This is a genomic window from Microbacterium sp. BR1 (assembly GCF_002812725.1).
In the GTDB taxonomy this organism is placed as follows: Bacteria; Actinomycetota; Actinomycetes; order Actinomycetales; family Microbacteriaceae; genus Microbacterium.
Genome location: NZ_NMUN01000002.1, coordinates 342,882 through 365,893, shown reverse-complemented (window position 1 = coordinate 365,893; position 23,012 = coordinate 342,882). Strand labels below are relative to the sequence as shown.

Annotated in this window: 22 protein-coding genes; 6 read left to right on the top strand and 16 right to left on the bottom strand. The window is 67.1% G+C overall.

Annotated elements, in window-relative coordinates:
* Nucleotides 1-9 precede the first annotated feature (9 nt).
* A complete protein-coding gene (locus tag CGU35_RS02435; protein ID WP_100810016.1) occupies nt 10-1,041 on the top strand; it encodes an ATP-dependent DNA ligase in 1,032 nt (343 codons plus the stop codon).
* 158 nt (nt 1,042-1,199) lie between these two features.
* On the opposite strand, the gene ligD is transcribed toward CGU35_RS02435, so the two are convergent.
* From ligD to CGU35_RS02420, 3 genes are all read right to left on the bottom strand, one after another.
* Nucleotides 1,200-2,231, bottom strand: a complete 1,032-nt coding sequence (gene ligD, locus CGU35_RS02430) for a non-homologous end-joining DNA ligase (protein WP_100810015.1) — start codon at nt 2,229-2,231, stop codon at nt 1,200-1,202.
* Between the two features lie 130 nt (nt 2,232-2,361).
* A complete protein-coding gene (locus tag CGU35_RS02425; RefSeq protein WP_146048100.1) occupies nt 2,362-3,540 on the bottom strand; it encodes an SseB family protein in 1,179 nt (392 codons plus the stop codon).
* A 236-nt stretch (nt 3,541-3,776) separates the two neighbouring features.
* Nucleotides 3,777-6,227: an ATP-dependent helicase gene (locus tag CGU35_RS02420; protein WP_100810013.1), complete on the bottom strand. Its 2,451-nt coding sequence runs from the start codon at nt 6,225-6,227 to the stop codon at nt 3,777-3,779.
* A 245-nt stretch (nt 6,228-6,472) separates the two neighbouring features.
* On the opposite strand from CGU35_RS02420, the gene CGU35_RS02415 reads away from it, so the two are divergent.
* Nucleotides 6,473-6,868 carry a YccF domain-containing protein gene (locus tag CGU35_RS02415; protein ID WP_100810012.1) on the top strand — a complete coding sequence of 132 codons (396 nt, stop codon included), beginning with the start codon at nt 6,473-6,475 and terminating at the stop codon, nt 6,866-6,868.
* 51 nt (nt 6,869-6,919) lie between these two features.
* Here the strand turns inward: CGU35_RS02415 and CGU35_RS02410 are convergent, their stop codons facing one another.
* From CGU35_RS02410 to CGU35_RS02360, 11 genes are all read right to left on the bottom strand, one after another.
* Nucleotides 6,920-7,726 carry an ABC transporter permease gene (locus CGU35_RS02410; RefSeq protein WP_100810011.1) on the bottom strand — a complete coding sequence of 269 codons (807 nt, stop codon included), beginning with the start codon at nt 7,724-7,726 and terminating at the stop codon, nt 6,920-6,922.
* The gene (locus tag CGU35_RS02405; protein ID WP_100810010.1) at nt 7,723-8,847 is read right to left on the bottom strand and encodes an ATP-binding cassette domain-containing protein; all 1,125 of its coding nucleotides are present in this window, start codon (nt 8,845-8,847) and stop codon (nt 7,723-7,725) included. Before CGU35_RS02405 ends, CGU35_RS02410 begins: the two co-directional genes overlap by 4 nt.
* A gap of 159 nt (nt 8,848-9,006) precedes the next feature.
* Nucleotides 9,007-9,732 carry a GntR family transcriptional regulator gene (locus CGU35_RS02400; protein ID WP_100810009.1) on the bottom strand — a complete coding sequence of 242 codons (726 nt, stop codon included), beginning with the start codon at nt 9,730-9,732 and terminating at the stop codon, nt 9,007-9,009.
* Nucleotides 9,733-9,810: 78 nt separating this feature from the next.
* Nucleotides 9,811-10,749, bottom strand: coding sequence for a hydroxymethylglutaryl-CoA lyase (locus CGU35_RS02395; protein WP_100810008.1), 939 nt, complete (start codon nt 10,747-10,749; stop codon nt 9,811-9,813).
* A gap of 1 nt (nt 10,750) precedes the next feature.
* Nucleotides 10,751-11,140: a hypothetical protein gene (locus CGU35_RS02390; RefSeq protein ID WP_100810007.1), complete on the bottom strand. Its 390-nt coding sequence runs from the start codon at nt 11,138-11,140 to the stop codon at nt 10,751-10,753.
* Nucleotides 11,137-12,234: an amidohydrolase family protein gene (locus CGU35_RS02385; protein ID WP_157813873.1), complete on the bottom strand. Its 1,098-nt coding sequence runs from the start codon at nt 12,232-12,234 to the stop codon at nt 11,137-11,139. Before CGU35_RS02385 ends, CGU35_RS02390 begins: the two co-directional genes overlap by 4 nt.
* A gap of 1 nt (nt 12,235) precedes the next feature.
* A complete protein-coding gene (locus CGU35_RS02380; RefSeq protein WP_100810005.1) occupies nt 12,236-12,673 on the bottom strand; it encodes a GlcG/HbpS family heme-binding protein in 438 nt (145 codons plus the stop codon).
* Between the two features lie 40 nt (nt 12,674-12,713).
* Complete coding sequence (locus tag CGU35_RS02375) at nt 12,714-13,763, bottom strand: ABC transporter permease (protein ID WP_157813872.1); 1,050 nt, start codon at nt 13,761-13,763, stop codon at nt 12,714-12,716.
* 28 nt (nt 13,764-13,791) lie between these two features.
* A complete protein-coding gene (locus CGU35_RS02370) occupies nt 13,792-15,420 on the bottom strand; it encodes a sugar ABC transporter ATP-binding protein (RefSeq protein ID WP_198519495.1) in 1,629 nt (542 codons plus the stop codon).
* Between the two features lie 45 nt (nt 15,421-15,465).
* Nucleotides 15,466-16,584, bottom strand: coding sequence for a sugar ABC transporter substrate-binding protein (locus tag CGU35_RS02365; protein WP_100810002.1), 1,119 nt, complete (start codon nt 16,582-16,584; stop codon nt 15,466-15,468).
* A gap of 80 nt (nt 16,585-16,664) precedes the next feature.
* Nucleotides 16,665-17,501, bottom strand: coding sequence for a mycofactocin-coupled SDR family oxidoreductase (locus CGU35_RS02360; protein ID WP_100810001.1), 837 nt, complete (start codon nt 17,499-17,501; stop codon nt 16,665-16,667).
* A 392-nt stretch (nt 17,502-17,893) separates the two neighbouring features.
* Here CGU35_RS02360 and CGU35_RS02355 point away from each other — a divergent pair, with 392 nt between their 5' ends.
* The 4 genes from CGU35_RS02355 (at nt 17,894) to CGU35_RS02340 (ending at nt 22,356) form a co-directional block, all read left to right on the top strand.
* The gene (locus CGU35_RS02355) at nt 17,894-19,141 is read left to right on the top strand and encodes a CaiB/BaiF CoA transferase family protein (RefSeq protein WP_100810101.1); all 1,248 of its coding nucleotides are present in this window, start codon (nt 17,894-17,896) and stop codon (nt 19,139-19,141) included.
* A 71-nt stretch (nt 19,142-19,212) separates the two neighbouring features.
* A complete protein-coding gene (leuC, locus tag CGU35_RS02350) occupies nt 19,213-20,685 on the top strand; it encodes a 3-isopropylmalate dehydratase large subunit (protein ID WP_100810000.1) in 1,473 nt (490 codons plus the stop codon).
* 1 nt (nt 20,686) lies between these two features.
* Entirely contained in the window at nt 20,687-21,283 is a 597-nt protein-coding gene (gene leuD, locus CGU35_RS02345) for a 3-isopropylmalate dehydratase small subunit (RefSeq protein WP_100809999.1), read from the top strand.
* 65 nt (nt 21,284-21,348) lie between these two features.
* Complete coding sequence (locus tag CGU35_RS02340) at nt 21,349-22,356, top strand: helix-turn-helix transcriptional regulator (protein WP_100809998.1); 1,008 nt, start codon at nt 21,349-21,351, stop codon at nt 22,354-22,356.
* Here the strand turns inward: CGU35_RS02340 and CGU35_RS02335 are convergent.
* Both CGU35_RS02335 and CGU35_RS02330 read right to left on the bottom strand, forming a co-directional pair.
* Nucleotides 22,353-22,646, bottom strand: coding sequence for a putative quinol monooxygenase (locus tag CGU35_RS02335; protein WP_100809997.1), 294 nt, complete (start codon nt 22,644-22,646; stop codon nt 22,353-22,355). The genes CGU35_RS02340 and CGU35_RS02335 overlap by 4 nt on opposite strands.
* A 1-nt stretch (nt 22,647) precedes the next feature.
* Nucleotides 22,648-22,872 (bottom strand): hypothetical protein, encoded by a 225-nt coding sequence (locus CGU35_RS02330; protein WP_100809996.1) that lies wholly within the window; start codon nt 22,870-22,872, stop codon nt 22,648-22,650.
* Between the last annotated feature and the right edge of the window lie 140 nt (nt 22,873-23,012).

Below are 23,012 nucleotides of genomic sequence, written 5' to 3'. Positions count from 1 at the left end.
ATGGGACCCATGGCGCACGACATCCCCGCACCGATGCTCGCCAAGGCCGTGCCCGCTATCCCGGACCGTGAGGGGCTGAGCTTCGAGCCGAAATGGGATGGCTTTCGGGTCATCGCGTCGTGGGACGGGGAATCCGTCGAGCTCGGGTCGCGCGGCGCGAAGCCACTGACACGGTATTTTCCCGAGCTCGTCGAGGCCCTCGCCCGGCTGCTGCCCGAGCCGTGCGTGCTCGACGGCGAGATCGTCGTGGCTGTCGGCCCCGAGGGATCGCAGCGCCTCGATTGGGAGACCCTGTCTCAGCGCATCCACCCCGCCGACTCACGCGTTCAGCGCCTCGCCGCCGAGACGCCGGCGATGCTGATCGCCTTCGACCTGCTCGCCGTCGGCGGCGAGCCGCTGCTGGAGGCGCCCTTCGCCGAGCGGCGCGCACGACTCGAGACCGTGCTGGCCGGGGTGCCGCATCCGATCCACCTGACGCGCACGACGACGGATGCCGCGCTCGCCCGCCGATGGCTCGACGAGTTCGAGGGCGCGGGGCTCGACGGTGTCGTGGCGAAGCCGCTCGACCAGCCGTACTCTCCCGGCAAACGCACCATGCTGAAGATCAAACACGCGCGCACGGCGGATGTCGTGGCCCTCGGATACCGGATCCACAAGAGCGGCCGGGGCGTTGGTTCACTGCTGGTCGGGCTCTACGATTCGTCGGGGATTCTGCGGGGCGTGGGTGGGGTCGCGGCCTGGAGCGACAAGCGGCGGCTGGAGCTGGTCGACGAGCTCGCCCCGCTCGTCGAGCGCGACGACATCGGGGAGGCCGTCACCGGAGAGACGGACCGGTCGCGTTTTTCGGCGTCGAAGGATGTCTCGTTCGTGCGACTCCGACCCGAGCGCGTGCTCGAGGTGCGGTACGACCAGCTCGAGGGCATGCGGTTCCGGCACACCGTGCAGTTCGAGCGCTGGCGTCCCGACCGGGATCCGGCATCCTGTCGCTTCGACCAGCTCGAGCAGGTCTCGGCGTACGACCTGGGCCGCGTGCTGACCTGACGCGGCTCACCCCGAAGCCGGGTCCTGCAGCCGAGACACCCCTCTTGCGACGAGACCCCCCTCGTCACGGGGTGTTTCGCTGCACGATGGGTGTCTCGGCGCGTGTGCTTGGCCGCCGTCGTTGAGCGAGGAACGCAGCGACGAGACGAACCGCCCGCTCAGGCGTCGGGCTTGCGGGCGCGACTCGGTTGCACCCGCGGGGGCTCGCCCGGCATCTTCGGGAACTCGGGTGGGAACGGCAGTTCGCCGAGTCCCGCATTCAGGTCGCGCTGCCACCACTCGAGCAGCGTGTCGATGCGTCCGCGCTCATCGAGCAGCCCGGCCCACGGGTCCCCGGTCGCGGCGAGACGCTCGGGGATCGATCGGACCGTGAAGGATGCCGGGTCGACATCGTCGAGCTCTTCCCAGGTCACGGGTGTAGAAACCGTCGCGGTCGCGAGGGCCCGCGGACTGTACGCGCCCGCCATCGTGCGGTCGCGGTTGGCCTGGTTGAAGTCGACGAAGATCCGCTCGCCCCGCTCTTCCTTCCACCAATTCGTCGTGACCCGGTCGGGCATCCGTCGCTCCAACTCGCGCGCGGCAGCGATCACGGCGTGCCGTACGTCGAGGAATTCGTGCGTCGGCTCGATCGGGCAGAAGACGTGCAGGCCGCGATTGCCACTGGTCTTGATCCACGGCTCGAGCCCGGCCTCACGTAACACCTCGCGCAGGCCGTGCGCCGCAACGACCGCATCGGCGAAGTCGGTGCCCGGCTGCGGGTCGAGGTCGATCCGCAACTCGACCGGATTGTCGGTATCGACGGCGAGCGAGGCCCACGGGTGGAAGACGATCGTGTTCATCTGCACCGCCCACAACACAGCGGCCGTCTCGGTGAGGACGAGCTGTGGATGCCTGCGGCCGCTGTTGTACGTCACGCTGACGGATCGGACGTAGTCGGGCGCACCCTTGGGCGGGTTCTTCGAGAAGAAGCTCTCGCCCGCGACCGAGTCGGGATACCGCTCGAGCGAGACCGGCCGGTCGCCGTTCGCCGCGAGGAACGGCACCGACACCGCGATCATGTATTCGGCGAGCTCGTGCTTGGTGATGCCGACCTCGGGCCAGAGCACGCGATTGGGGCTCGACAGTCCCACCTCGCGGTCGGGTGTGCTGCCGGACCCGGGCACGGTCAGGGTGATGCGTTCGCTCGCCATGGTCCGACCCTAGGGTGGGGTCGGGACATCCGACACCCCCTTGCTCCGGATCGACCGCCACGGCACAGCCGCAGCCGCAGCCGCCGAGATTCGTCCCCGCGGTCCGACGGATGAGGGTCGAGAGCCGGAGTCAGCTACCCGAGTCGTCCGCGGAGCCCTCGGCGAGCGTCCCCGCGGGCGGTGCGGGCAGCGCCATCACGGGTGCAAGTGCCTCACGGTCGAGGATGATCCAGGGACCCGCGGCGTCGACGATCACCCCGGCAACCGCAGGGTGGTCGCGCAGAGATGCCCCGAGCTGCTCGGGAGGGAACGGCATCGGCCGGTCTCCCCGACCACGCGCGATGACCTCGAGCGGGTGCGAGTAGACCTCGATCAGGCGGCGACCATCGGATGTCCGAGCCTCGGCAATGCCGAAGCGCGGCGCCTCACCCTCGACCGCTGGGCCCGTCTCGTTGATGGCGACGTACAACGGGGCCTCGGTGAGCGCGGATGCCACGGCCGCCGCCGTCTCGGGGGTGCGGGGCGCCGCGAGGGCGGTCTTGATCCGCAGCTCGGGGTCGGCCTGATTGACGGCTGCTTCGATCACGGCGCGGGGCAGCACGGCGCGCGCGGGCGCCGACGATCCGTCGACGATCACACCCGCGTAGGTTCCAGCGATGACGTGCTTCAGGATCGTGAGCGCCGGCTGTCCGACCGCCGAGGTGTCCGAGTCCTTGTCGGCCATGAGGGCCGCCTGCAGCGCAGCACCCGTGCTGTACACGAGCACGTAGGCATCGTCGCCGCGACGGGCAACGGCGAGGGGAAGCTCGCGTCCCTCGGCGAGCATCGCGCGGGCGTCGCCCTTGATCCGCAGAAACAGGTGGTTCTGCATCAACTGACGCATCACATCGAGCAGTTGCTCCGGCTTGGCGGGCGACTCGAGGCGGCGGAGCGCCTGGGCGAGCAGCACGTTGTCACGCAGCCCCGGGACGGTCTCGGTCTGCGGCGGCGATTCAGCCGGACCGGCCGGGCTTCCCGCGGGCAGGTTCGGCGCGGACGCGGAGAACGCTGCACCCGGAGCAGCTTGCCCCGTCGCGGCCGCCCCGCCCGCGGGGGGCACGGAGGCGGCATCCGGCAACGTCGTCGGACGCCCAACCTCTCCCCCGCCGCCGCGATACGTCGACAGCGAGATTCCCACCTGGGGTACGGACTCGACCGGTTCCTCGGTCGAGGTCGCGGGAGCCTCGTCGGCCTCGGCCCCCTCGGACGTGCCGTTCGTGGTGTCGGGTGCGGCATCCGCACGCTTCGGGCGTCTCGAGAACACAGCCATCGAACCAGACTAACCCGGCCGCGATCCGCTACACCCGGTGGAGTCGGTCCGCGTCATCTCCCGCGCGCGGACAGCATCGCGCGGGACAACATTCCGGAAAGAACGCTGCCGCGGGCCCGAATCAGCGGTGCGGGGGGGCGAGAACGGCACGTCGTCCGGAATGTTGTGCGGATCGCCGTGTACGCCCGGACGCCCCGCGACCGGGCGACCGGGCCGGGCGGGCCGACCGGGCCGGGCTATATCTTCTCGATCGGCGCGATCTTGATCAGGATCTTCTTCGCGCCGACCGTGTCGAAGCGGATGTGCGCGACCCGTCGCGCGCCCTCGCCCGTGACGGCATCGACCCGCCCCTCGCCGAAGTCGTCGTGCCGGATGCGGTCGCCGCTGGCCAGCTCGAGGTCGCCGTTGTCCCGCACCCGGGCGGGAACCCTGTTCGGGAACCTGTCGAGCGCGGTCGAGGTGGGCACGAGGTCGCTGCCGTAACGGTTGCCGCCGCCGGAGCCGCCCGAACGGCCGCTCCCGCTGAATCCCCCACCGCCATAACCGCCGCCGAGCGCCCGGCCGGAGCCCCGACCGCGCGAGTTCACATCACCGGGCGACTGCCGCCAATCGATCAGGTCGGCCGGGATCTCTTGCAGGAACCTGCTCGGCATCGCGACCGTGACCTCGCCGAACTGCGCGCGCGTCATCGCGAGCGACAGGTACAGGCGCTTGCGGGCCCGGGTGACGCCGACGTAGAAGAGGCGTCGTTCCTCGGCCGGTCCCCCGGGCTCGTTCGCCGACATCCGGTGCGGGATCAGGTCTTCTTCCACGCCCGTGACGAACACGGCGTCGTACTCCAGACCCTTGGCCGTGTGCATCGTCATGAGCGACACAGAACCCGAGGCGTCCTCGAGGTCATCCGCGTCCGAGACCAGGGCGACCTCGGCCAGAAAGTCGATGATCGTGCCCTCGGGGTTGTTCCGCGCGAACTCCTTGGCGACCGAGACGAACTCGTCGAGGTTCTCGAGCCGTGCTTCGTCTTGCGGGTCGCGGCTCGCGCGCAGCGCATCCATGAACCCGGACTTGTTGAGCAGCAGCGCCAGGCCGTCCGCGACGGCCGATGCGGGCGCGAGCTCGCCGCTCGCGGGCAGCATGAGGGCGGCTGCCTCAGCGAGAACGGCGTCGAGCTGCACGATCGCGGCCTGGATCTTGGGTCCGACACCGAGCGCGGACGCGTTGGCGAGCGCGTCCCGGAACGAGATGCCCTCGCTCGTCGCATACCGGGCGATCGCCGACTCGGTGACGTCTCCGATGCCCCGGCGCGGCTTGTTCAGGATGCGCCGCACGGCCATGTCGTCGGCGGGGTTCGCGACCGCGACGAGGTACGCCAAGGCGTCCTTGATCTCGGCGCGCTCGTAGAACTTGGTGCCGCCCATGATCTTGTAGGGCAGCGCCGAGCGGATGAAGATCTCTTCCAGTGCACGGCTCTGCGAGTTGGTGCGGTAGAACACCGCGACGTCGCCGTAGGCGAGACCTGAGCGGTGCAGGTTCTCGATCTCGTCGGCGACGAACTGGGCCTCGTCGTGCTGGGAGTAGCCGGTGAAGCCGACGATCTTCTCGCCCGCCCCGACATCCGTCCACAACTTCTTGTCTTTGCGGTCGAAGTTGTGCGAGATCACGGCGTTCGCGGCGTTCAGGATCGTCTGCGTCGACCGGTAGTTCTGCTCGAGGAGCACGACCTTGGCGCCCGGGTAGTCGCGCTCGAACTCGCTGATGTTGCGGATGTCGGCGCCGCGGAACGCGTAGATCGACTGGTCGGAGTCGCCGACCACGGTGAGCGACGCGGGCTCGAGACCCTCGGATGCCCGGGGCGCCGGCGCCTCGAAGATCATCATGCCGCCGGAACCCTCGAAGGGCTCGGGCTCGTCGGACGACAGCGGACGCGTGAGCTCGTGGATCAGCGCGTACTGGGCGTGGTTGGTGTCTTGGTACTCGTCGACCAAGATGTGGCGGAAGCGTCGACGGTACGTGTCGGCGATCTTCGGGAAGGCGCGGAACAGGTAGACCGTCTGCGCGATGAGGTCGTCGAAGTCGAACGCGTTGGAGCGCTGCAGCGAGCGCTGGTAGTCGGCGAAGATCTCGACGAAGATGCGCTCGGCCGGGTCGCTCATGTTCGCCGTGCGAGCGTAGGACTCGGCGTCGGCGAGCTCGTTCTTGAGCTTCGAGATGCGGCCCTTCACCCCGGCGGGCGTGAGTCCGTAGCTGTCGCCCTCGTGCTCCTTGATGAGGCGCTTGATCAGGGCACGCGAGTCGCCCGAGTCGTAGATCGTGAACGACGACTTGAACCCGAACGCCTCGGCCTCGCGGCGGAGGATCCGCACGCACGCCGAGTGGAACGTCGAGATCCACATGCCGCGCGTGGCCTCGCCGACCAGCGCGTGCACGCGCTCGCGCATCTCGGCGGCCGCCTTGTTGGTGAAAGTGATCGCGAGGATCTCGCTCGGCCAGGCCTCACGGGCGCGCAGCAGTCCCGCGATGCGGTGTGCGAGCACGCGGGTCTTGCCCGACCCGGCGCCCGCGACGATGAGCAGCGCGGGGCCGCGGTAGAGCACGGCCTCGAGCTGCGGCGGATTGAGGCCCTCGAGCAGGTCGCCCAGGAGGGGGTCGCGTGACCCGATTTCGAGGGGCGAGGAGGCTTCGGTCATGTCCCGTCAAGTCTAGGCGGGCGCGCCGACACCGCCTCCTACCAGCGTCAGACGGCCGACCACCGTGCCCTGCGCCGCGTCGTGCGAACATCTCGGAGGAACGACCAGCCCGCATCGCGCACGGGGCGCCTCAAACGCAACATCCGTCCCACATCACCTCTCAGATGTACGCCTCAGATGTACGCCACGGCGATCACGTCCATGCCGAAGGGTTCGAGCACAGCCCGCCGTGCCACACTTCTGGCATGCGCACACTGCTCAACATCATCTGGCTGATCTTCGCCGGTTTCTGGCTCTTCGTCGGCTACATGGCGGTCGGCGTCGTGCTGTGCATCCTGATCCTCACGATCCCCTGGGGCATCGCCTCGTTCCGGATCGGCCTGTACGCCCTCTGGCCGTTCGGACGCGAGATCATCTCGAAGCCGACCGCCGGGGTCGGCTCGTTCCTCGGCAACGTCGTCTGGGTGATCCTCGCCGGCTGGTGGCTCGCGCTCGCGCACATCGTCTCGGGTGTCGTGCTCTGCATCACGATCATCGGCATCCCGCTCGGCGTGGCCGACTTCAAGATGGTGCCGATCTCGCTCATGCCGCTGGGCAAAGACATCGTCGACACCCGCCGCGGCGCGTTCGACACCCGCTAGGCCCAACGAGGCAGCCCCGCGCTGACCGAGACGAGCAGCGCGGGGCCCGGCTCACCCCGCGCGACGCATCGACCGGATGCCGACGGCCAGCCCCACGACGGCCAGCACGATCGCGGCGACCCATCCCCACAGCACCGTCGCATCAGCGAGGTCGCCCGCGAACAGCGCCCGCTCGGCCTGAACGACCCAGTTGACGGGATTGACGGTCGCGACCGCGCGCATCCACTCGGGCGCTGCATCCAGCGGCAGCAGCATGCCCGAGAGGATGAGCAGCGGGAAGATCAGCGTCTGCTGAACCCCCCAGAACAGCCACTCGCGGTTCTTGGTCGCTAGCGCGAGCGAGTACGACAACGAGCCGAGCCCGATGCCGAAGATCGCCAGCAGGCCGAGCCCGATGACCATCCCCGCCACGCTGATCTGGAACCCGAAGGGCCACGCGATCAGCACGATCACGATCGCCTGCACGACGATCGGCGCGACCTCTTTGAGCGCGCGTCCCACGAGCAGCGACGACCGCGCGAGCGGGGCGACGAGTGTGCGCTCGTGCGAGCCTGTCATCATCTCGTACTGCAGGTTCGAGCCGGTCGCGCCGGTGCCGAACAGCACGATCATAACGAGCACACCGGGAACGAACCACTGCAGCGTCTCGCCGACCGGGGCACCCGACTGCCCGATCAGGAGCGGCCCGAACAGCCCGAGGAAGACGAGGGGCTGCAACAGGCTGAAAATCAGCGAGAACGGATCCCGCAGGGTCGGGCGCAGCTCGCGCGTCAGCACATTCCACGTGTCGCGCGGGACGCTCGGCCTCACGACGGTGCGCGCTGGTGCGGGGTCGGGCGTCGGGGTCTGGGTGGTCATCGGTTCGCTCCCGTCTTCTCGGATGCCGTGGCATCCGTCTCTTCTGTCGCCTCGGACTCCGCATCCGCGCCGCCCTCACCGGCCTCACGCAGGGTTCGCCCGGTCAGGGCGAGGAAGACATCGTCGAGGGTCGGTGGCACACCCGTCGCCCGCGTGACCCGGATGCCCGCGGCGTCCAGTTCGCGCACCGCCTGCGGCAGCAGCGCGTCGCCCTCGGGCACGGTCACGCCGACGGATGCCTCGCCCTCGCGCCGCACCTCGCGATCCGCGAGTCCGGCACGGGAAACCAGCCCGCGGACCACTTCGGCTGCACGGTCGGCCTCGTCCGCCGACGCGAACCCGAAGGCGAGCACATCACCCGCCAGCGTCGCTTTGAGGGCCGAGGCCGTGTCGTCGGCGATGACCCGGCCCTTGTCCATCACCATCACGCGCTCGGCGTAACGGTCGGCCTCCTCCAGGTAGTGCGTCGTGAGGAAGATCGTCGTGCCGTGCGTGCGACGGAGGTCGATGATGTGCTCCCACAGGTTCGCGCGACTCTGGGGGTCGAGACCCGTCGACGGCTCGTCGAGGAAGAGCAGGGCCGGCGCGTGCATCAGGCCGAGCGCGATGTCGAGACGCCGCTTCTGCCCCCCGCTCAGCTGCTGCACCGTGCGCGCCGCGAAAGTCCCGAGGTCGAGCGACTCGATGAGTTCGTCCGCGCGCCGGACGGCGTCTGCTCGCGACATCCCGTAGAACGCGCCCTGGCTCAGCAGTTCGTCGCGGGTGCGCTGCGAGAAGCTGCCGCTCGTCAGCTGCCCGACGTACCCGATACGCGCACGAACGCCGGACGGGTCCGAGAGGATCTCGTGGCCCACCACGCGGGCCGTGCCCGACGTGGGCGGCAGCAGGGTCGTGAGCATCCGCAGGCTCGTGGACTTGCCGGCCCCGTTGGGGCCGAGGAACGCGACCAGCTCGCCCGGCTCGACCCGAAAGGTCAGATCGGTGACGGCGGCGACGGTCTTCTTCTCGGCAGCCTGTTTCTCAGCGGTCTGTTTCTCGACGGTCTGTTTCTCGGCGGTCTGTTTCTTGACGGGGAATCTCTTCGTCAGCCCGCGGGCCTCGATGATGGGTTCGTTCGGCATGGACAGAAGCTAGAACGCTATGCGGACACATCCTGTCCTCATCAACGGGCAGTCTTGGGGCCATGTCCGATACGACGAAGAGGGCACTCCTCGCGGGCATTGGTGCACTGAGTCACGAACCGCCGGTTCGCCGCGGTTCCCACCACGACCCATCCACGCTCAGAGCGCCGACGTCGGTCCGTCCGACGATCCTCGCTGCCATTCATCGCCGAGGTATAGGCTGCGTGCCGCCTCGATGTGGACGCGCATCACGGAGTGAGCCCATGAGCTGTTGCCCTCGCCGATGGCTTCGACGAGCTCGCGATGGTGCCGTTGCGATCGTTCGAGTTCAGCGTCCGAATAGCGGTTGTAGGTGCGCTGCACGATCGGCTTCCGAGTGACCAGGTTTATCAGTTCGGGAAGCACCCGGGAGCCGGACATGGCAACGATGGCGCCGTGGAACTCGGCGTTGAGCTGTGCCATGGCGCGGCGGTCCCGACTCGCCACTGCCGCGTCCATCTCCGTGAGGAGTTCGTTCAGCAGCGAGAGGTCGGTGTCGGCTCGATGGACCGCCGCGCCGGCGGCCGCCTCGGGCTCCAGCAGCGCACGGAGTGTGAAGAGCTCCGCCACGTCATCGCGGTCATATGCCACCAAGGTGGACCCGCGGTTGGGAAGGAACTCCACGATGCCCTCCGCCGCCAAACGCCGAAGCGACTCGCGGACGGGCGTTCGAGAGACACCCAGCTCGTTGGCGAGGCTCGACTCGCGCAACGAGTCTCCCGGTGCGATCGCACCGTCGCGGATGAGGTCCATGATCGCCTCATAGACGCGCTCACTCCCCGTGACGGCGGCGCGCTCCCCCGCGTCGGCGTCACGGACGGTACGCGAAGAAGCACGTTCTGTCATATAGCTCGGTCACCCCTCGGTCGATACCGCCGTGCGAGCGCCCGGCAGCCTGCCGGACTGCAAGATCGAGGGTCGAAATCACTCGGCCGCATCGACTCTGGAATCCGGGGCCCGAGATGGCGTGGAGTTCGGCGACGGAAACCAGCCGGCCGACTCTAGCATGCCCTCGACGCGAGTCTTCCCCAACGCCGAGCCGATCCATCGCCCGACATCGACGATGGCGTCGAAGTCCCCGCGCACGTCGTAACCCGAACGGCGCAGCTGGTACAGCACGTCTTCGGTCGCGATGTTCCCCGTCGCCGCGGGCGCGAACGGGCACCCGCCGATTCCACCCGTTGACGCGTCGAGGGCGACGACCCCGGCGCCGACTGCGGCGAGTGCATTGGCGTAGCCGGTATTGCGGGTGTTGTGCAGGTGCATCCGCAGCGGGAGGGTCGTGACGCTTCGCACGACGTCGATGGCGCCCACGACCTCGGCCGGCACCGCGACCCCGATCGTGTCGGCGAGCGAAAGCTCATCAGCTCCGGTCTGCGTGACGCGCGCGACGATCTCCCGCACGCGCGACAGCGGCGTGTCCCCTTCGAAGGGGCACCCGAACGCCGCGCCCACGGTGACCGTAGAACGGATGCCCGTACCCGCGATCATCTTCCTCACGTGCGCATACGAGTCGATAGCGGCGGCGATCGACGTGCCCTGGTTCCGTCTCGAAAAAGTCTCCGACGCGAGCACGACGAAGTTGATCTCGTCCACACCGGCGGCGAGCGCCCGCTCCACGCCGCGCGCGTTCAGAACCAGAGCCGAGTACGACACTCCGGCGACGCGCGGAACACCGGCCATCACCTCCTCGGCTCCAGCCATCTGGGGTACGCGATCCTCGCGCACGAAGCTCACGGCTTCGATGCGGGTGAGACCGGACCGCACGATCGAGGCGATGTAGTCGATGCGCATATCGGGATCGAGCACCGCGGACTCGTTCTGCAGGCCGTCGCGCGGCCCGACCTCTATCAGCTGGACCATCTCAGGCCGGCACCCTCCCGAGCGTGAGCAGGACCCGCTCGCGCTTCTCTCGGATGCGTGCCTTCAGCGCGTCGCTCATCGAATCGTCAGACCAGTCGAAGGCGGTGGACCACCGGACGTCGCACGCGACGCCCGGCAGGCGCTGTGCGACCTCCTGCTTCACACGGTCGTCGAACCACGTCTGGAATGTGCACGCGGGCGAGGTGGTCTGGAGCGTTACGATGACGCTTCCCGGCAGAGAGCCGGTAAAGGAACCGAGCTCGATCGAACCGACCATCCCCATGTCGCGCAGCCCCGCATGCAGACCTCGACCCACACTGCACGGGTCGATCACACTGTCGAGCGCCTCACCGACCAGCTCCATGAACTCCCCCGCCGTCGCGCAGGTCATGCGTTGATCCTCTCGCGCTTCAGGGACCATGGCGCTCCTCCCTCCTCGAGATACGCCGCGCGCTCGCGCGCGAATCCATCCTGGTCGAGCACCTTCTTGCGCTGCGCAATGTCAATCCCGTGGAGCGCAGCCATGTTTCCGCCGAGGAGTTTCGCCTTCAGGTCGTCTGTGAACTCCGGAAGCCCCTCATCGATCAGGTCTTGCGGCATCTCGAAATTCGCGATCGCCTCGATGATCGGCTGTGGATGTGTAAGTGGAGCACCGCTGCCGAACAGAACGCGGTCGGGAGATTCCGCCAGCAGAGCACCGACCGCGCGTGCGAAGCGACGCGGCATTCTGACGATCGCGTTCGCCGTCGTTTCCAGGTTTGCGTAGACATTGCCGTTCATCGTCAGCTGCAGCGCGCAGTCCTCCACGAACGCCCATCCCGAGTGAACGACCTCGAATGTCATGTCCGGGAACGCGACGGCGGCCCCGAGCACGTCGTCCGGCCTGTCGTGCTGATTCGGCCCGGGCCCTGTAGGCAACGCTTTGTGGATGCCGATGTGACGAACCCCGAGGCTCCGGGCGTGCGCGAAATACGGCAGGATCGTCTCGTCTGAGAAGTCGTAGCTGACCGCACGATTGCGCGCGTCGATCATGCCGCTCACGGGGTAGAACTTGAATCCGTCGACACCCAGTTCCGCGGCCTCAGCCATCTTGTCGAACTCCTGCTGGCGATCGGACAACGGGTCGACGGCAGGGTAGAGCAGCACGCGGTCGGGCGCCGCCGTCTTCACCGCAAGACACTGCGGCCACGGGTTCGCGCCACGGGTGAACAGGTTGAAGAAGTTGACGGCGTGCATCGCGACCATATCGACATCACTCTCGACGAAGAACATGCGGATCAGCTCGTCGGTGGTCCATCCGTTCGCCCACTCGTCGTATCCGAGCAGGTATCCATCACTCGTCTTCTCGAGTGGCTCGTGTCCGTATCCGTACAGCCAGCGGATGAAGCCGTAGTAAATCTCCTCCGGAACGTCCGGTCGACGATTGTCGTGGGAGAAGTCGTACGTGTGGCCGACGGCGTCGATCACGAAGTAGTCTCCGTGCATGTCAGGCCTCCTCGCCCGTGATGGCGCTGAGCCCGGCCTTGGCGACCTCCATGTCATGGCTCCAGTGCCCACCGCTGACTCCGATGCCACCGACGATTGCACCGTCTATCTTGAGCGGATAGCCGCCTCCGAAGGGCACGAGCCGTTTGATGCCGTTCGGCGCTCCGAGCTTCAGCGGCTCGTCGCCGCTCAGGAAGTCGAACCAGTCGTTTGTCGCGAGTCCGAATCCGGCGGCCGTATAGGCCTTGTCCTCGGCGACCTGCAGGCTCACGAGGGGCGCCCCGTCCATTCGAAGGCTCGCCTTGACCAATCCCGCATCGTCGACGACGACGATGACGAAGGGCATGCCGAGTTCCTCGGCCTTCTTCACCGCCGCGTCAATTCCGGCGAGAGCCGCCGTCGCTGATACGGACTTCTTGCTGAATGTCACGTCGGACATCTTCTTTCTCCTCTTGTCGGGGTCGGAATCGATCTGCTGTTCAGCCGCGGGTGACGGCACGACGACGGCGCACCGCGATGGCGACCGCGACGATGAGGGCTAGTCCGTTGAAGACGGACGAGACCCAGAGTGGGGCACCGAGCTGTGACAGCCCGGAGATGCCAAAGGCGAGCAGGAGCAGCGAAAGCACCGTTCCGAGCACGTTGAAGCGGCCGGGGCGGATCGCCGTCGCTCCGAGGAACGCCGCGGCGAAGACGGGCAGCAGGTACTGCGCGCCGACATCCGGATTGGCGGCCCCGAGATTCGCCGTCTGCATCATGCCTGCGAGCGAGGCCATGACTCCGGATACCACGAACGACCCGGCGAGCAGCTTGGAGGTCTTGACGCCCGCGAGCCGAGCGGCCTCCCTACCGAGTCCCGTCGCGTAGAGAAGGCGTCCGGTGCGCGTTCGATCGAGCACGAACCATGCGGCGACCGCGATCGCGGCGGCGAAGAAGACGAGGATGGGCATCCCGGCGACCTGAGCCCGGCCGATCGCCGTGATCTCGGCGGGGACGCCTGCGACGACTCGTCCGGCGGACAGCCACAGTGTGAGACCCTGCAGCACGGTGCCGGACGCCAGGGTCGCGATGAACGCATTGATGCCGAACTTCAATATGAGGATTGCATTGACCGTGCCGAGAACCGCACCGACCAGGATCACGAGCGGGATCGCGAGCCCGAATGGTAGCGACCACTGGGTCGTGGCGACGGCGAAGAACATCGCGGTGAACCCGAGCATGAAACCGACGGAGAGATCGAACTCACCAGCAATTAGGGGGAACATCGCCCCCACGGCGAGCACGAGCAGCACCGTCTGACTGCTGAGAATCGAGGTGAGGTTCGTGTAGGTCGGGAACGTCTCGGGACGGAGAACCGAGAAGACCGCGACGAGCGCGATCAGGACCAGGACCAGAGTGAAGCGGGAGAAGAACCCCTCACCCGCCATCCGATCGCCGCCCGAGCGCGCACGTCGTGGCTTCGGCGTTCGTCGGCCCGACTCCCGGTCGGGCGACACGAAGCCTGCCTCCTGAATAGACGAAGTGGTCATTGGGTCTTCCTTTCCGGACACCAGAGGCTCACCGGGCATGTGATCGCTTCCCCCGCAACGAGAGCGTGACGAGCGACTCGACGGAGAGATCAGCTCGCGAGATCTCTCCCATCACGTGGCCCTTGTCGAGGAGGATCGCGCGGTCGCCCAGCGCTACCGCTTCCTCGAACGACGACGTGATGACGATGACTGTCGCCCCCGCCGCGGAGAGTGTCTCGATCCGCCGATAGAGCAGAGCGATGGCGCCCACGTCCACGCCCTGCGTGGGTTCATCGACCACGAGTACGCGAGGTTCGATCGCCATCGCACGCGCCATCACGATCTTCTGCTGATTGCCCCCGCTGAACATGGAGAAGGGCTGCGGCGGCAGCGGCGGCCGTATTTGATGGAGTTCGACGAACCGCTCCGCGAGCGCACGTTCTGCGCGGGCGTCGATCGCTCCGGCGCGGATCATGGATCGCAGCGACGAGAGCGAGACGTTCTCTTCGAGGGTGAAGTCCCCGACGCCTCCGGCTGTCTTGCGCTCAGCCGGCACGTAGGAGATCCGCGAGTCGATGGCGGCGCTGACAGATCGCGGCGACTCCGCGAGTCCGGGATAGCGAACCCCACCAGAGGCCGCGCGATGCGAACCCACGAGTATCCGCCCGAGCTGACTCTTCCCGCATCCGACGAGGCCGGTGATCACGAGGACCTCTCCGGGATAGGCCTCGAACGACACCCCGTGGACGTTGTGGGACGTGACAGCCTCCACGATGACGGCAGGCGACCTATCACCGCGCTCGTGCTCCCGACGCTCATGCGGAGAGAGGGACGACTGCTGATCGCCGAGGATTGCGTCGACCAGGACCTGTTCGGTGAGCGCCTCGCGAGCGGCGCTCAGGGTAACGCGCCCATCGCGAAGCGCTGTGACGCGATCCGATACGGAGAGCACTTCGGACAGGTGGTGACTGACGAACAGGACCGCGGCGCCCTGGGCGACCAGCTGACGCATGGTTCGCAGGACTCGTTCGGACTCTTCCTTGGGGAGAGACGCGGTCGGCTCGTCGAGCACCAAGATAGGCCGCGACGTGTGGCGCAGTTGCTCGAGCGCTCGCGCGATCGCGAACAGCGAGCGATCGGCTGCACCCAACTGGGCCACCGTCGCGTACGGCGAGGATTGGACACCGACTCGCTCGAGCGCGGTCTCGACGCGGTGGGCCGCATCGAGACCGCGGGCTCGATCCGCACTGCCTCCCAGTGTCAGCTCGAAGTTTTCGAGCAGGGTGAACTCCGGGATGAGCCCGAGATCTTGATGGACGAAGCCGATGTTGGGCCGCTGGGCGGCTACGCTCAGGCTCAGAGCCTGCCTCACCCGCCCGCGCCCCGATTGGGTGGCGGACCCGGCCGACGGCTCACGTAGGACGATCTCGCTCCCACGATCGGGGACATGAACGCCGGCGAGCAGCTTGATGAGGGTCGACTTCCCCGAACCGTTCATTCCGACGAGGGAGTGGACCTCGCCCGACCGTAGGTCCAGGTCCACTCCTCTCAGGACGGTGTTCCCGTTGAACGTCTTGGAGACGTTGCGCAGAGTGAGCACGTCACGGTCAGCCCCCTGCGTCGGGGGTTCCTGCCCCCGATCAGACGCGGCACGCGTGTCGCCACCGGTGTCTCCCACGGTTCTTCCCTCCTCGGTCATGAGCGGATCAGAGCGCGCAGCCCGTCAGTTGATGCCCCAGAAGGCGCCATATTCAGCGGCCAGGTCGAAATCGCCAGCCCACTCGTCCGTGTCGGGAAGGTTGTCGACCGTGATGAGCTTCGTCGGCACGACGAGCCCCTCCGGGGTGGGTTCGCCCGCGATGGCGAAGTTCAGTGCTGCCACGGCGGCCCAGCCTCCAGCACCGAGCGCGTTCGCCGCACACGCGCTCTGGCCCGCGCCGTCGCGGATGAGCACGATGTCGTCCGGGTTGCAGTCAACCGAGAGCACCTCGGCCTCGCTGCCCGCGGACTGGATCGCCTGTGCGGTCAAAGCACCAAACTGCCCGATGTCCACGAAGATGTAGTCGAGGTCGGGGTGCGACTGGAGCATGGAGCTCACCAGGAGGGGGACATCGGTTACCGCCTTCGAGAGCAGGTAGTTCTGCGTGTCGACCACTTCGCAGCCCGAGCATGCGTCGATCTGTTCCACGAAACCGGCCGTGCGGTTGCGCGTCACGGCGAGCTCGTCGGTGGAGAGGGTCGCGACCTTGGCGGTCGCGTCACTCTCCACGACGGCGTAGGCGCCAAGCGCCTCCCCTGCGCGCAACGACCCCGAGACCGGCTCCGCATAGACATCCGTCGGGGCGTTTCCCACCACGTTGTCGGCCTGAACGCTCACGACCGGGATTCCTGCGTCAGCCGCCGCGGACATGCCCTGGCTCACGCTCGACGAGTCGATCGCCACGAGGACGATCCCGTCGACGCCTTGACTTACCGCCTGGAGGATCGCGGAATTCTGACCGGCCGCCTGACCCTGCCCGTCCAGTTCCGAGACGGACCATCCGACGAGTTCTCCAGCCGCTTTGACACCCTCGGCGACGCGGACGCATCCGGCTGCCGCCGCGGCACAGGTGATCACCGCGATCGACTGATCCGGAACGATGCCTGGGCTGCTCGCGGGGCCCTCGAAACCGATCTCACCGCTGGCTTGTGCCACCAGATCGATCATGTCTTGACTGACACCCTCGGATCCCTGCGGGGTTTCGGGACTCGCATCGGGGCTCGAACTCGAACATCCCGAGAAGACGAGGGCGGCGATGACGGCGGTGGCCGCGATCGCGCTGTGTGCGAAGGACTTGGTCATGGTCTAGGACTCCTTTGTCGGGCGGGAATTGATGTGGGTTGGGATGTGAAGGGAGACAGCACTGCTCAGTTGGTCAGCGCTCAGACCGCGTTGCTCGCGCTCATTCCTCCGGAGACGTGCAGGACTTCGCCGTTGACGTACCGTGCTCCGTCGGAGAACAGGTAGAGGAAGGCCGCTGTCACGTCTTCGGGCTGAATCCACGGAAGGTCTATCGGCAGCATCGCCGCCGCCTGCTCGGCCGCGTCTTCGCGAGTCGCACCGGGCTTTCCCGCGAAGAACTCGTACGCCGCGGGATTGTTGAGCATCGGCGTGTCGCAGTTGGTGGGAGCGACGACATTCACGGTGGTGCCGAACTGCGCCATCTCCAGTGCGAAGGATTTCGCGAGACCGATGAGTCCCCACTTCGCGGCCGTGTAGTGCGAGAGGTGAGCGAACCCGCCCCGACCGGCCATCGAGGCGGTGGCGACGACCCGTCCGAAGTCCTGTCGAGCAAGGTGACCCGCCACCGCGTGGAACGTGTGGAACACCCCGGTCAGGTTGACGTCAATCATGTCGCGCCACATCGGTTCGGGCATGTCCTCGATCCGTGACCAGGAGAATATTCCCGCATTGGCAGCGACGTAGTCGACGGACCCGAACTCTGCGACGGTCTCGTCGACCGCACTGACGAGCGCGTCCCTCTCACGCACGTCTGTTTCGAACGTCAGACAGCGGACACCGAAGCTGCGCACCTCTTCAGCCGTCTGCTGCAGGTCCGAAGCCCCGCTCAACGGCACCGGCGTGCTCGCAATGGCGACACCGGCCGGCAGATCGACGAGCGCGACGTCGATGCCTCGCCTCGCGAGGGCGAGGGCGTGGGAGCGGCCTTGGCCTCGGGCTCCTCCGGTGATGAAGGCGTGCTTTCTGGACAGCGTCATCGGGGTCCTCAGTTCCTCAGGGCGCGCCGGATCACCCTTCGCCGGGACATCTCGTCACCGTTTCAGGCTCTCCGTCGAGTCGAAGTTATTGCGTAAATGCACACAATCACTCTCGCGCCGTCCTGTCAAGACTTTCTCTCCAGCGAGCGCACGACGCGTCACTCTCCGGGCAATTCCCGCACAAATTGGCGATTCTGAGCCACTTGTCGGCGCGAATCAGGCGCGAGCACTCCACGCTAACGCCTGGGTTCTCAGTCCAACTTGTATGCAAGGTTGCTTGACGAGAGCGGCATTGTCTTGATTGCATACAACCAACGCACCGCCCGGGGGTCTCTCGTCAAAGCGAGTCGGGACCCGGGGGGACAAGCGTCGAACTTCGAGGAGGAATGCCGATGAGCGCACGCGGAACCGCAGACGATGCCGAGTCGCCCGCAGGACCGGCGGTCGCTTCCGGTCCGCTTACCGGCATACGCGTGGCCGAGTTCGGGCAGCTGATTGCAGGCCCGTTCGTCGGACAGCTGCTCGGCGATCTTGGGGCCGACGTGATCAAAGTGGAAGCGCCGCGCACAGGGGATCCGATCCGACAATGGGGTCGCGAACTGCCGCGAGGAGAATCAATGTGGTGGGCCGTCATCGGCCGGAACAAGCGGACGGTCGCAATTGATCTGCGCACTGCAGAGGGCCAGGACGTGGCGCGCGCGCTCGTCGGCCAGGTAGATGTCGTGATCGAGAACTTCCGGCCGGGCACCTTCGAGCGCTGGGGGCTCGACTACGAATCGCTGGCTGCCGTGAACCCCGGCCTGATCATGGTGCGTGTATCGGGCTACGGACAATCGGGGCCGTACGCGGCCCGTGCCGGATTCGGCGCGATCGGCGAAGCCATCGGCGGTCTCCGTTACGTCGTCGGTGACCCGTCGCTCCCCCCGTCTCGAGTGGGAATCTCGATCGGAGACACGCTCGCTGCCATGTTCGGCACGATCGGTGCGCTCGCCGCGCTGAATGAGCGGACCGCCAGCGGGCGCGGTCAGATCGTGGACGCCGCCATCTTCGAATCAGTGCTCGGAGTCATGGAGTCGCTCGTGCCGGAGTGGGATGTTGCCGGATACCAGCGCGAACGATCGGGATCGATTCTGCCGAACGTCGCGCCGAGCAACGCATATCCGACCGCGGATGGAAGCTGGATTCTCATCGCTGCGAATCAGGATTCAGTGTTCAGCCGATTCGCCGAGGCGATCGGTCGCGCCGAATGGGTCGACTCGGTCCAATTCGGGACACATTCGGCGCGGGGGCAGCGCCAGGAGGAACTCGACCGGGAGATCAGTGCATTCACCTCGGCTCGCTCGACCGAAGAACTCGAGCGGCTGATGGAGGATGCCGCGGTGCCCTGTGGCCGCATCTACACGGCGCGGGACATGCTGCACGACGAGCACTTCCGTGCCCGGGAAACGGTCGTTCGGGTGCCGCATCCCGTTTTCGGATCGATACCGATGCAGAACGTTTTTCCCCGTCTCAGCCGGACCGCGGGCACCGTTCGCTGGGCAGGCGCGGGGCTCGGCGACCACACCGAGGACGTGTTGTCGGAACTCGGGTACGACGACCGCCGCATCGCCGGGCTCCGTGAGCGAGGAATCGTCCAGTAGCAGTCCCAACCGCGGAACCGGCGCGTCCCAGGAGCGGCCGACGGCCACCGATCACGAAGGGAGACATCAACATGTCGATCAACGAAAGCCTCCCCGAGCACCCGCGCACCCTGGCTGAGAAGGTCTGGGACGATCACGTGGTCGTACGGGGCGAGGGCTCAGAACCGGATCTGGTCTACATAGATCTACATCTCTTGCACGAGGTGACGAGCCCACAGGCGTTCGATGGGTTGCGGGCGGAGGGCCGCGGGGTGCGCCGTCTGGAGAACACGATCGCGACCGAGGATCACAACACACCGACCTGGGATATCGACAAGCCGATCGCGGATTTGACGAGTCGGACGCAAATCGAAACCTTGCGCCGTAACGCGGCGGAGTTCGGGGTGCGTTTGCATTCGCTCGGGGATGCGGAGCAGGGGATCGTGCACGTCGTCGGCCCGCAACTGGGGCTCACGATGCCGGGCATTACGGTGGTCTGCGGGGATTCACACACCTCGACGCATGGAGCGTTCGGGGCTATGGCGTTCGGAATCGGCACGAGCGAGGTCGAGCATGTGTTGGCGACGCAGACATTGCCGCTGAAACCGTTCAAGACGATGGCAATCACCGTGGAGGGCGAGTTGCGGCCGGGAGTGACGGCGAAAGACATCATTCTCGCGCTGATCGCGGAGATCGGAACGAATGGCGGGCAGGGGTACGTGCTGGAGTTCCGGGGCAGCACGATCCGTGCATTGTCGATGGAGGGTCGCATGACGATCTGCAACATGTCGATCGAGGCCGGAGCGCGCGCGGGGATGGTCGCGCCCGACGAAACGACCTTTGCCTATCTCGAAGGTCGACCACACGCGCCGAAGGGACGAGACTGGGACGAAGCGCTCGCTTACTGGCGCACGCTTCCCAGCGATCCGGGTGCCGTGTACGACGCGGAGGTGTGCCTCGAAGGGGACAAGCTCGAACCGTACGTGACGTGGGGGACGAATCCGGGTCAGGGTGTCGCGCTGAGCGACGTGGTTCCGCCGCCGGAGCGATTTGTGGACCCTGGCGAGCGTGCCGCGGCCCAGCGCGCGTTGGAGTACATGAACATCACCCCGGGCACACCGATGAGGGACATTCCGGTGGACGCGGTCTTCATGGGATCGTGCACAAACAGCCGCATCGAGGACCTGAGAGCGTTCGCATCGGTGATCCGGGGCCGCACGAAAGCCGATGGCGTCCGCGTGATGGTCGTGCCGGGTTCGGCGCGCGTGCGACTGGAGGCCGAGGCCGAGGGTCTCGACAAAATCTTCAAGGATTTCGGGGCGGAGTGGCGCTTCGCGGGGTGCTCGATGTGCCTGGGAATGAACCCCGATCAGCTCGCCCCCGGCGAACGCTGCGCATCGACGAGCAACCGCAATTTCGAGGGTCGGCAGGGCAAGGGCGGGCGGACGCATCTTGTGTCGCCGCTCGTCGCGGCAGCGACCGCGGTGCGCGGGACGCTCTCCAGCCCGAGCGATCTGGAACCCGTCACCAGATCCTTGAGCGCATCGACCGGGGCGGAGGTGTGATGTGGACGCATTCACGACCCACACCGGCGTAGCCGCACCGCTGAAGCGATCGGCGGTCGACACCGACCAGATCATTCCTGCCGCCCACCTCAAGAGGATTACGAAGACCGGCTTCGAGGATGCTCTGTTTTTCAACTGGCGGCAGGACCCCGGCTTCGTTCTGAACCAACCCGTCTACCGGAACGCCAGCATCCTCATCGCCGGACCCGACTTCGGCACAGGTTCGAGCCGTGAGCATGCTGTCTGGGCACTCCGCGACTACGGCTTCAGGGTCGTCCTGAGCCCGAAATTCGCAGACATCTTCCGCGGTAACTCCGGCAAACAAGGGCTTCTCACTGGTGCCATTTCCGATGACGACCTCGAACGCACCTGGGCTGCGATCGAGGCGTCCCCCGGCATCACCATGACCGTCGACCTGCACCAGCGTGAAGCGCGCATCGGTGACGAGTGCATCTCATTCCAGATCGACGAATACACCCGCTGGCGCCTCCTCCACGGCCTCGACGACATCGGGCTTACTCTCCGTAACGAGGACGCGATCGCCCGTTTCGAAGCGCGCCGCGAGGGTTGGCGGCCACGCACGTTGCCCGCCCACTGAGCGACCGCCAACGCGAAGACGGATGCGGACACATCCTGTCCTCATCATCGGGCAGTCTTGGGGCCATGTCCGATACGACGACGAGGGCGCTGACGCTCCTCAACATGTTGCAGACGCACCGGCACTGGCCGGGATCCGAGCTGGCGGAGCGCCTGGGTGTCACCGAGCGGACCGTTCGGCGGGATGTCGAGAGGCTCCGCGAGCTCGGTTACCGCATCGAGTCGGTACCGGGTTCGGCCGGGGGTTACCGGCTGGAGGCCGGATCCGCCCTGCCTCCCCTGCTGCTCACCGACGACGAGGCCGTGACGATGGCCATCGGCCTGCGGGCCGCGGCGACGCAGCGACTGGTCGGCGGACCCGAAACGACCCTGGCCGCACTCGCAAAGCTCGAACAGGTACTGCCGGCGACTCTCCGTCGTCGCGTGAACGCCCTCGCCGCGACGGTGCAGCCGACAGGGATCGGGGCGGGTTCGGCCGTCTCACCGGACGTGCTGGGTGAGCTCGCGCTCGCCTGCCGAGACCACGAACGCGTGCGGTTCACCTACACGTCGGCGTCGGATGTCGTGACCGCGCGACGCGTCGATCCGTATGTCCTCGCGCCCGCCGAACGCAACTGGTACCTGCTGTGCTGGGATCTCGATCGCGACGACTGGCGCACGTTCCGCGTCGATCGCCTGGCCGACCTGCAGCACACCCGCGTGCTGTTCGCGCCGCGCGACCTCACGGCCGAGCAGATCGACGAACACATCACCGTCGCTACCTCGTGGGTCCGCACGGCGGTCGAGGCCAGCGTGGTCATGAACATGCCGATCGACGAGATGCGCGCCGCGTTCGGCCAATGGTCGCAGGGCGCCGAGGCCGTCGACGATCGACGCACCTGGTGGCCCGTCGGCGGGCGGGACTTCCGCGAGACGATGTACGGGATGTCATGGATTCCCGAGGGGGTCGGGTACACGACCGACCTCGCCGAGCCCGCGCGCTCAGAGCTTCGCGAGACTCTGGTCCGGATGCTCGCGGCCCTGGAGGCCGCGCCCGCACAGCCGCATCCCGCGCCCAGTCACGTGTGGCGCTAGTCGCTGACGACGAAGTTCTCGAGGATCGGCGGCGCGGCCAGCACCTCTCCGAGACGCGGAATCGCACCCTCGGGCGTCGCCCGGAAGGCCCGATAGGCGTCCTCGGATTCCCGCCCGGACCAGACCTCGTAGAGCGTCCAGGTGTCGGGGTCCGCTGCATCGCGGAGGATGTCGAGCCGCTCGAGCCCGGCGAAGGTCCGTGTCACCCGGAGCATCTCGTCCACGAGCGCCGGGATCTCGTCCCTGACCTCGGGGCGGAAGGTGAACCTGACGATGCTCGCGACGGCCACGTCAGTGCGCCTGGTCGTCGGGGTATTCCAGGCTGATCGTGTCGGCCGGGACGTCGAGCGCCTTCGCCAGCATCCCGGTCATGACGACCTTGGGGACGAGGCAGTCACTGCAGACGCCCTCGCCCGCCGTGATGACGGCGTTCGTCCGGTCTTGCCCGGTCTCGACGGACAGCACGTATCCGTCGACCGAGAGCATCTTCTGCAGGTCATCGAGTGTGGTGGTCATGTTCGTTCCTGACGCCGAGAGGGGGGAACAGGATGCAGCCGCCCGGCCGCGTCCTGTTCCATGAGTTCGCCTTTCTATTAGGCTCCCGTGACGTCCGTCGCGCCAAGACATTTCCGTCCAGTGAAAGACCGCGACGATCG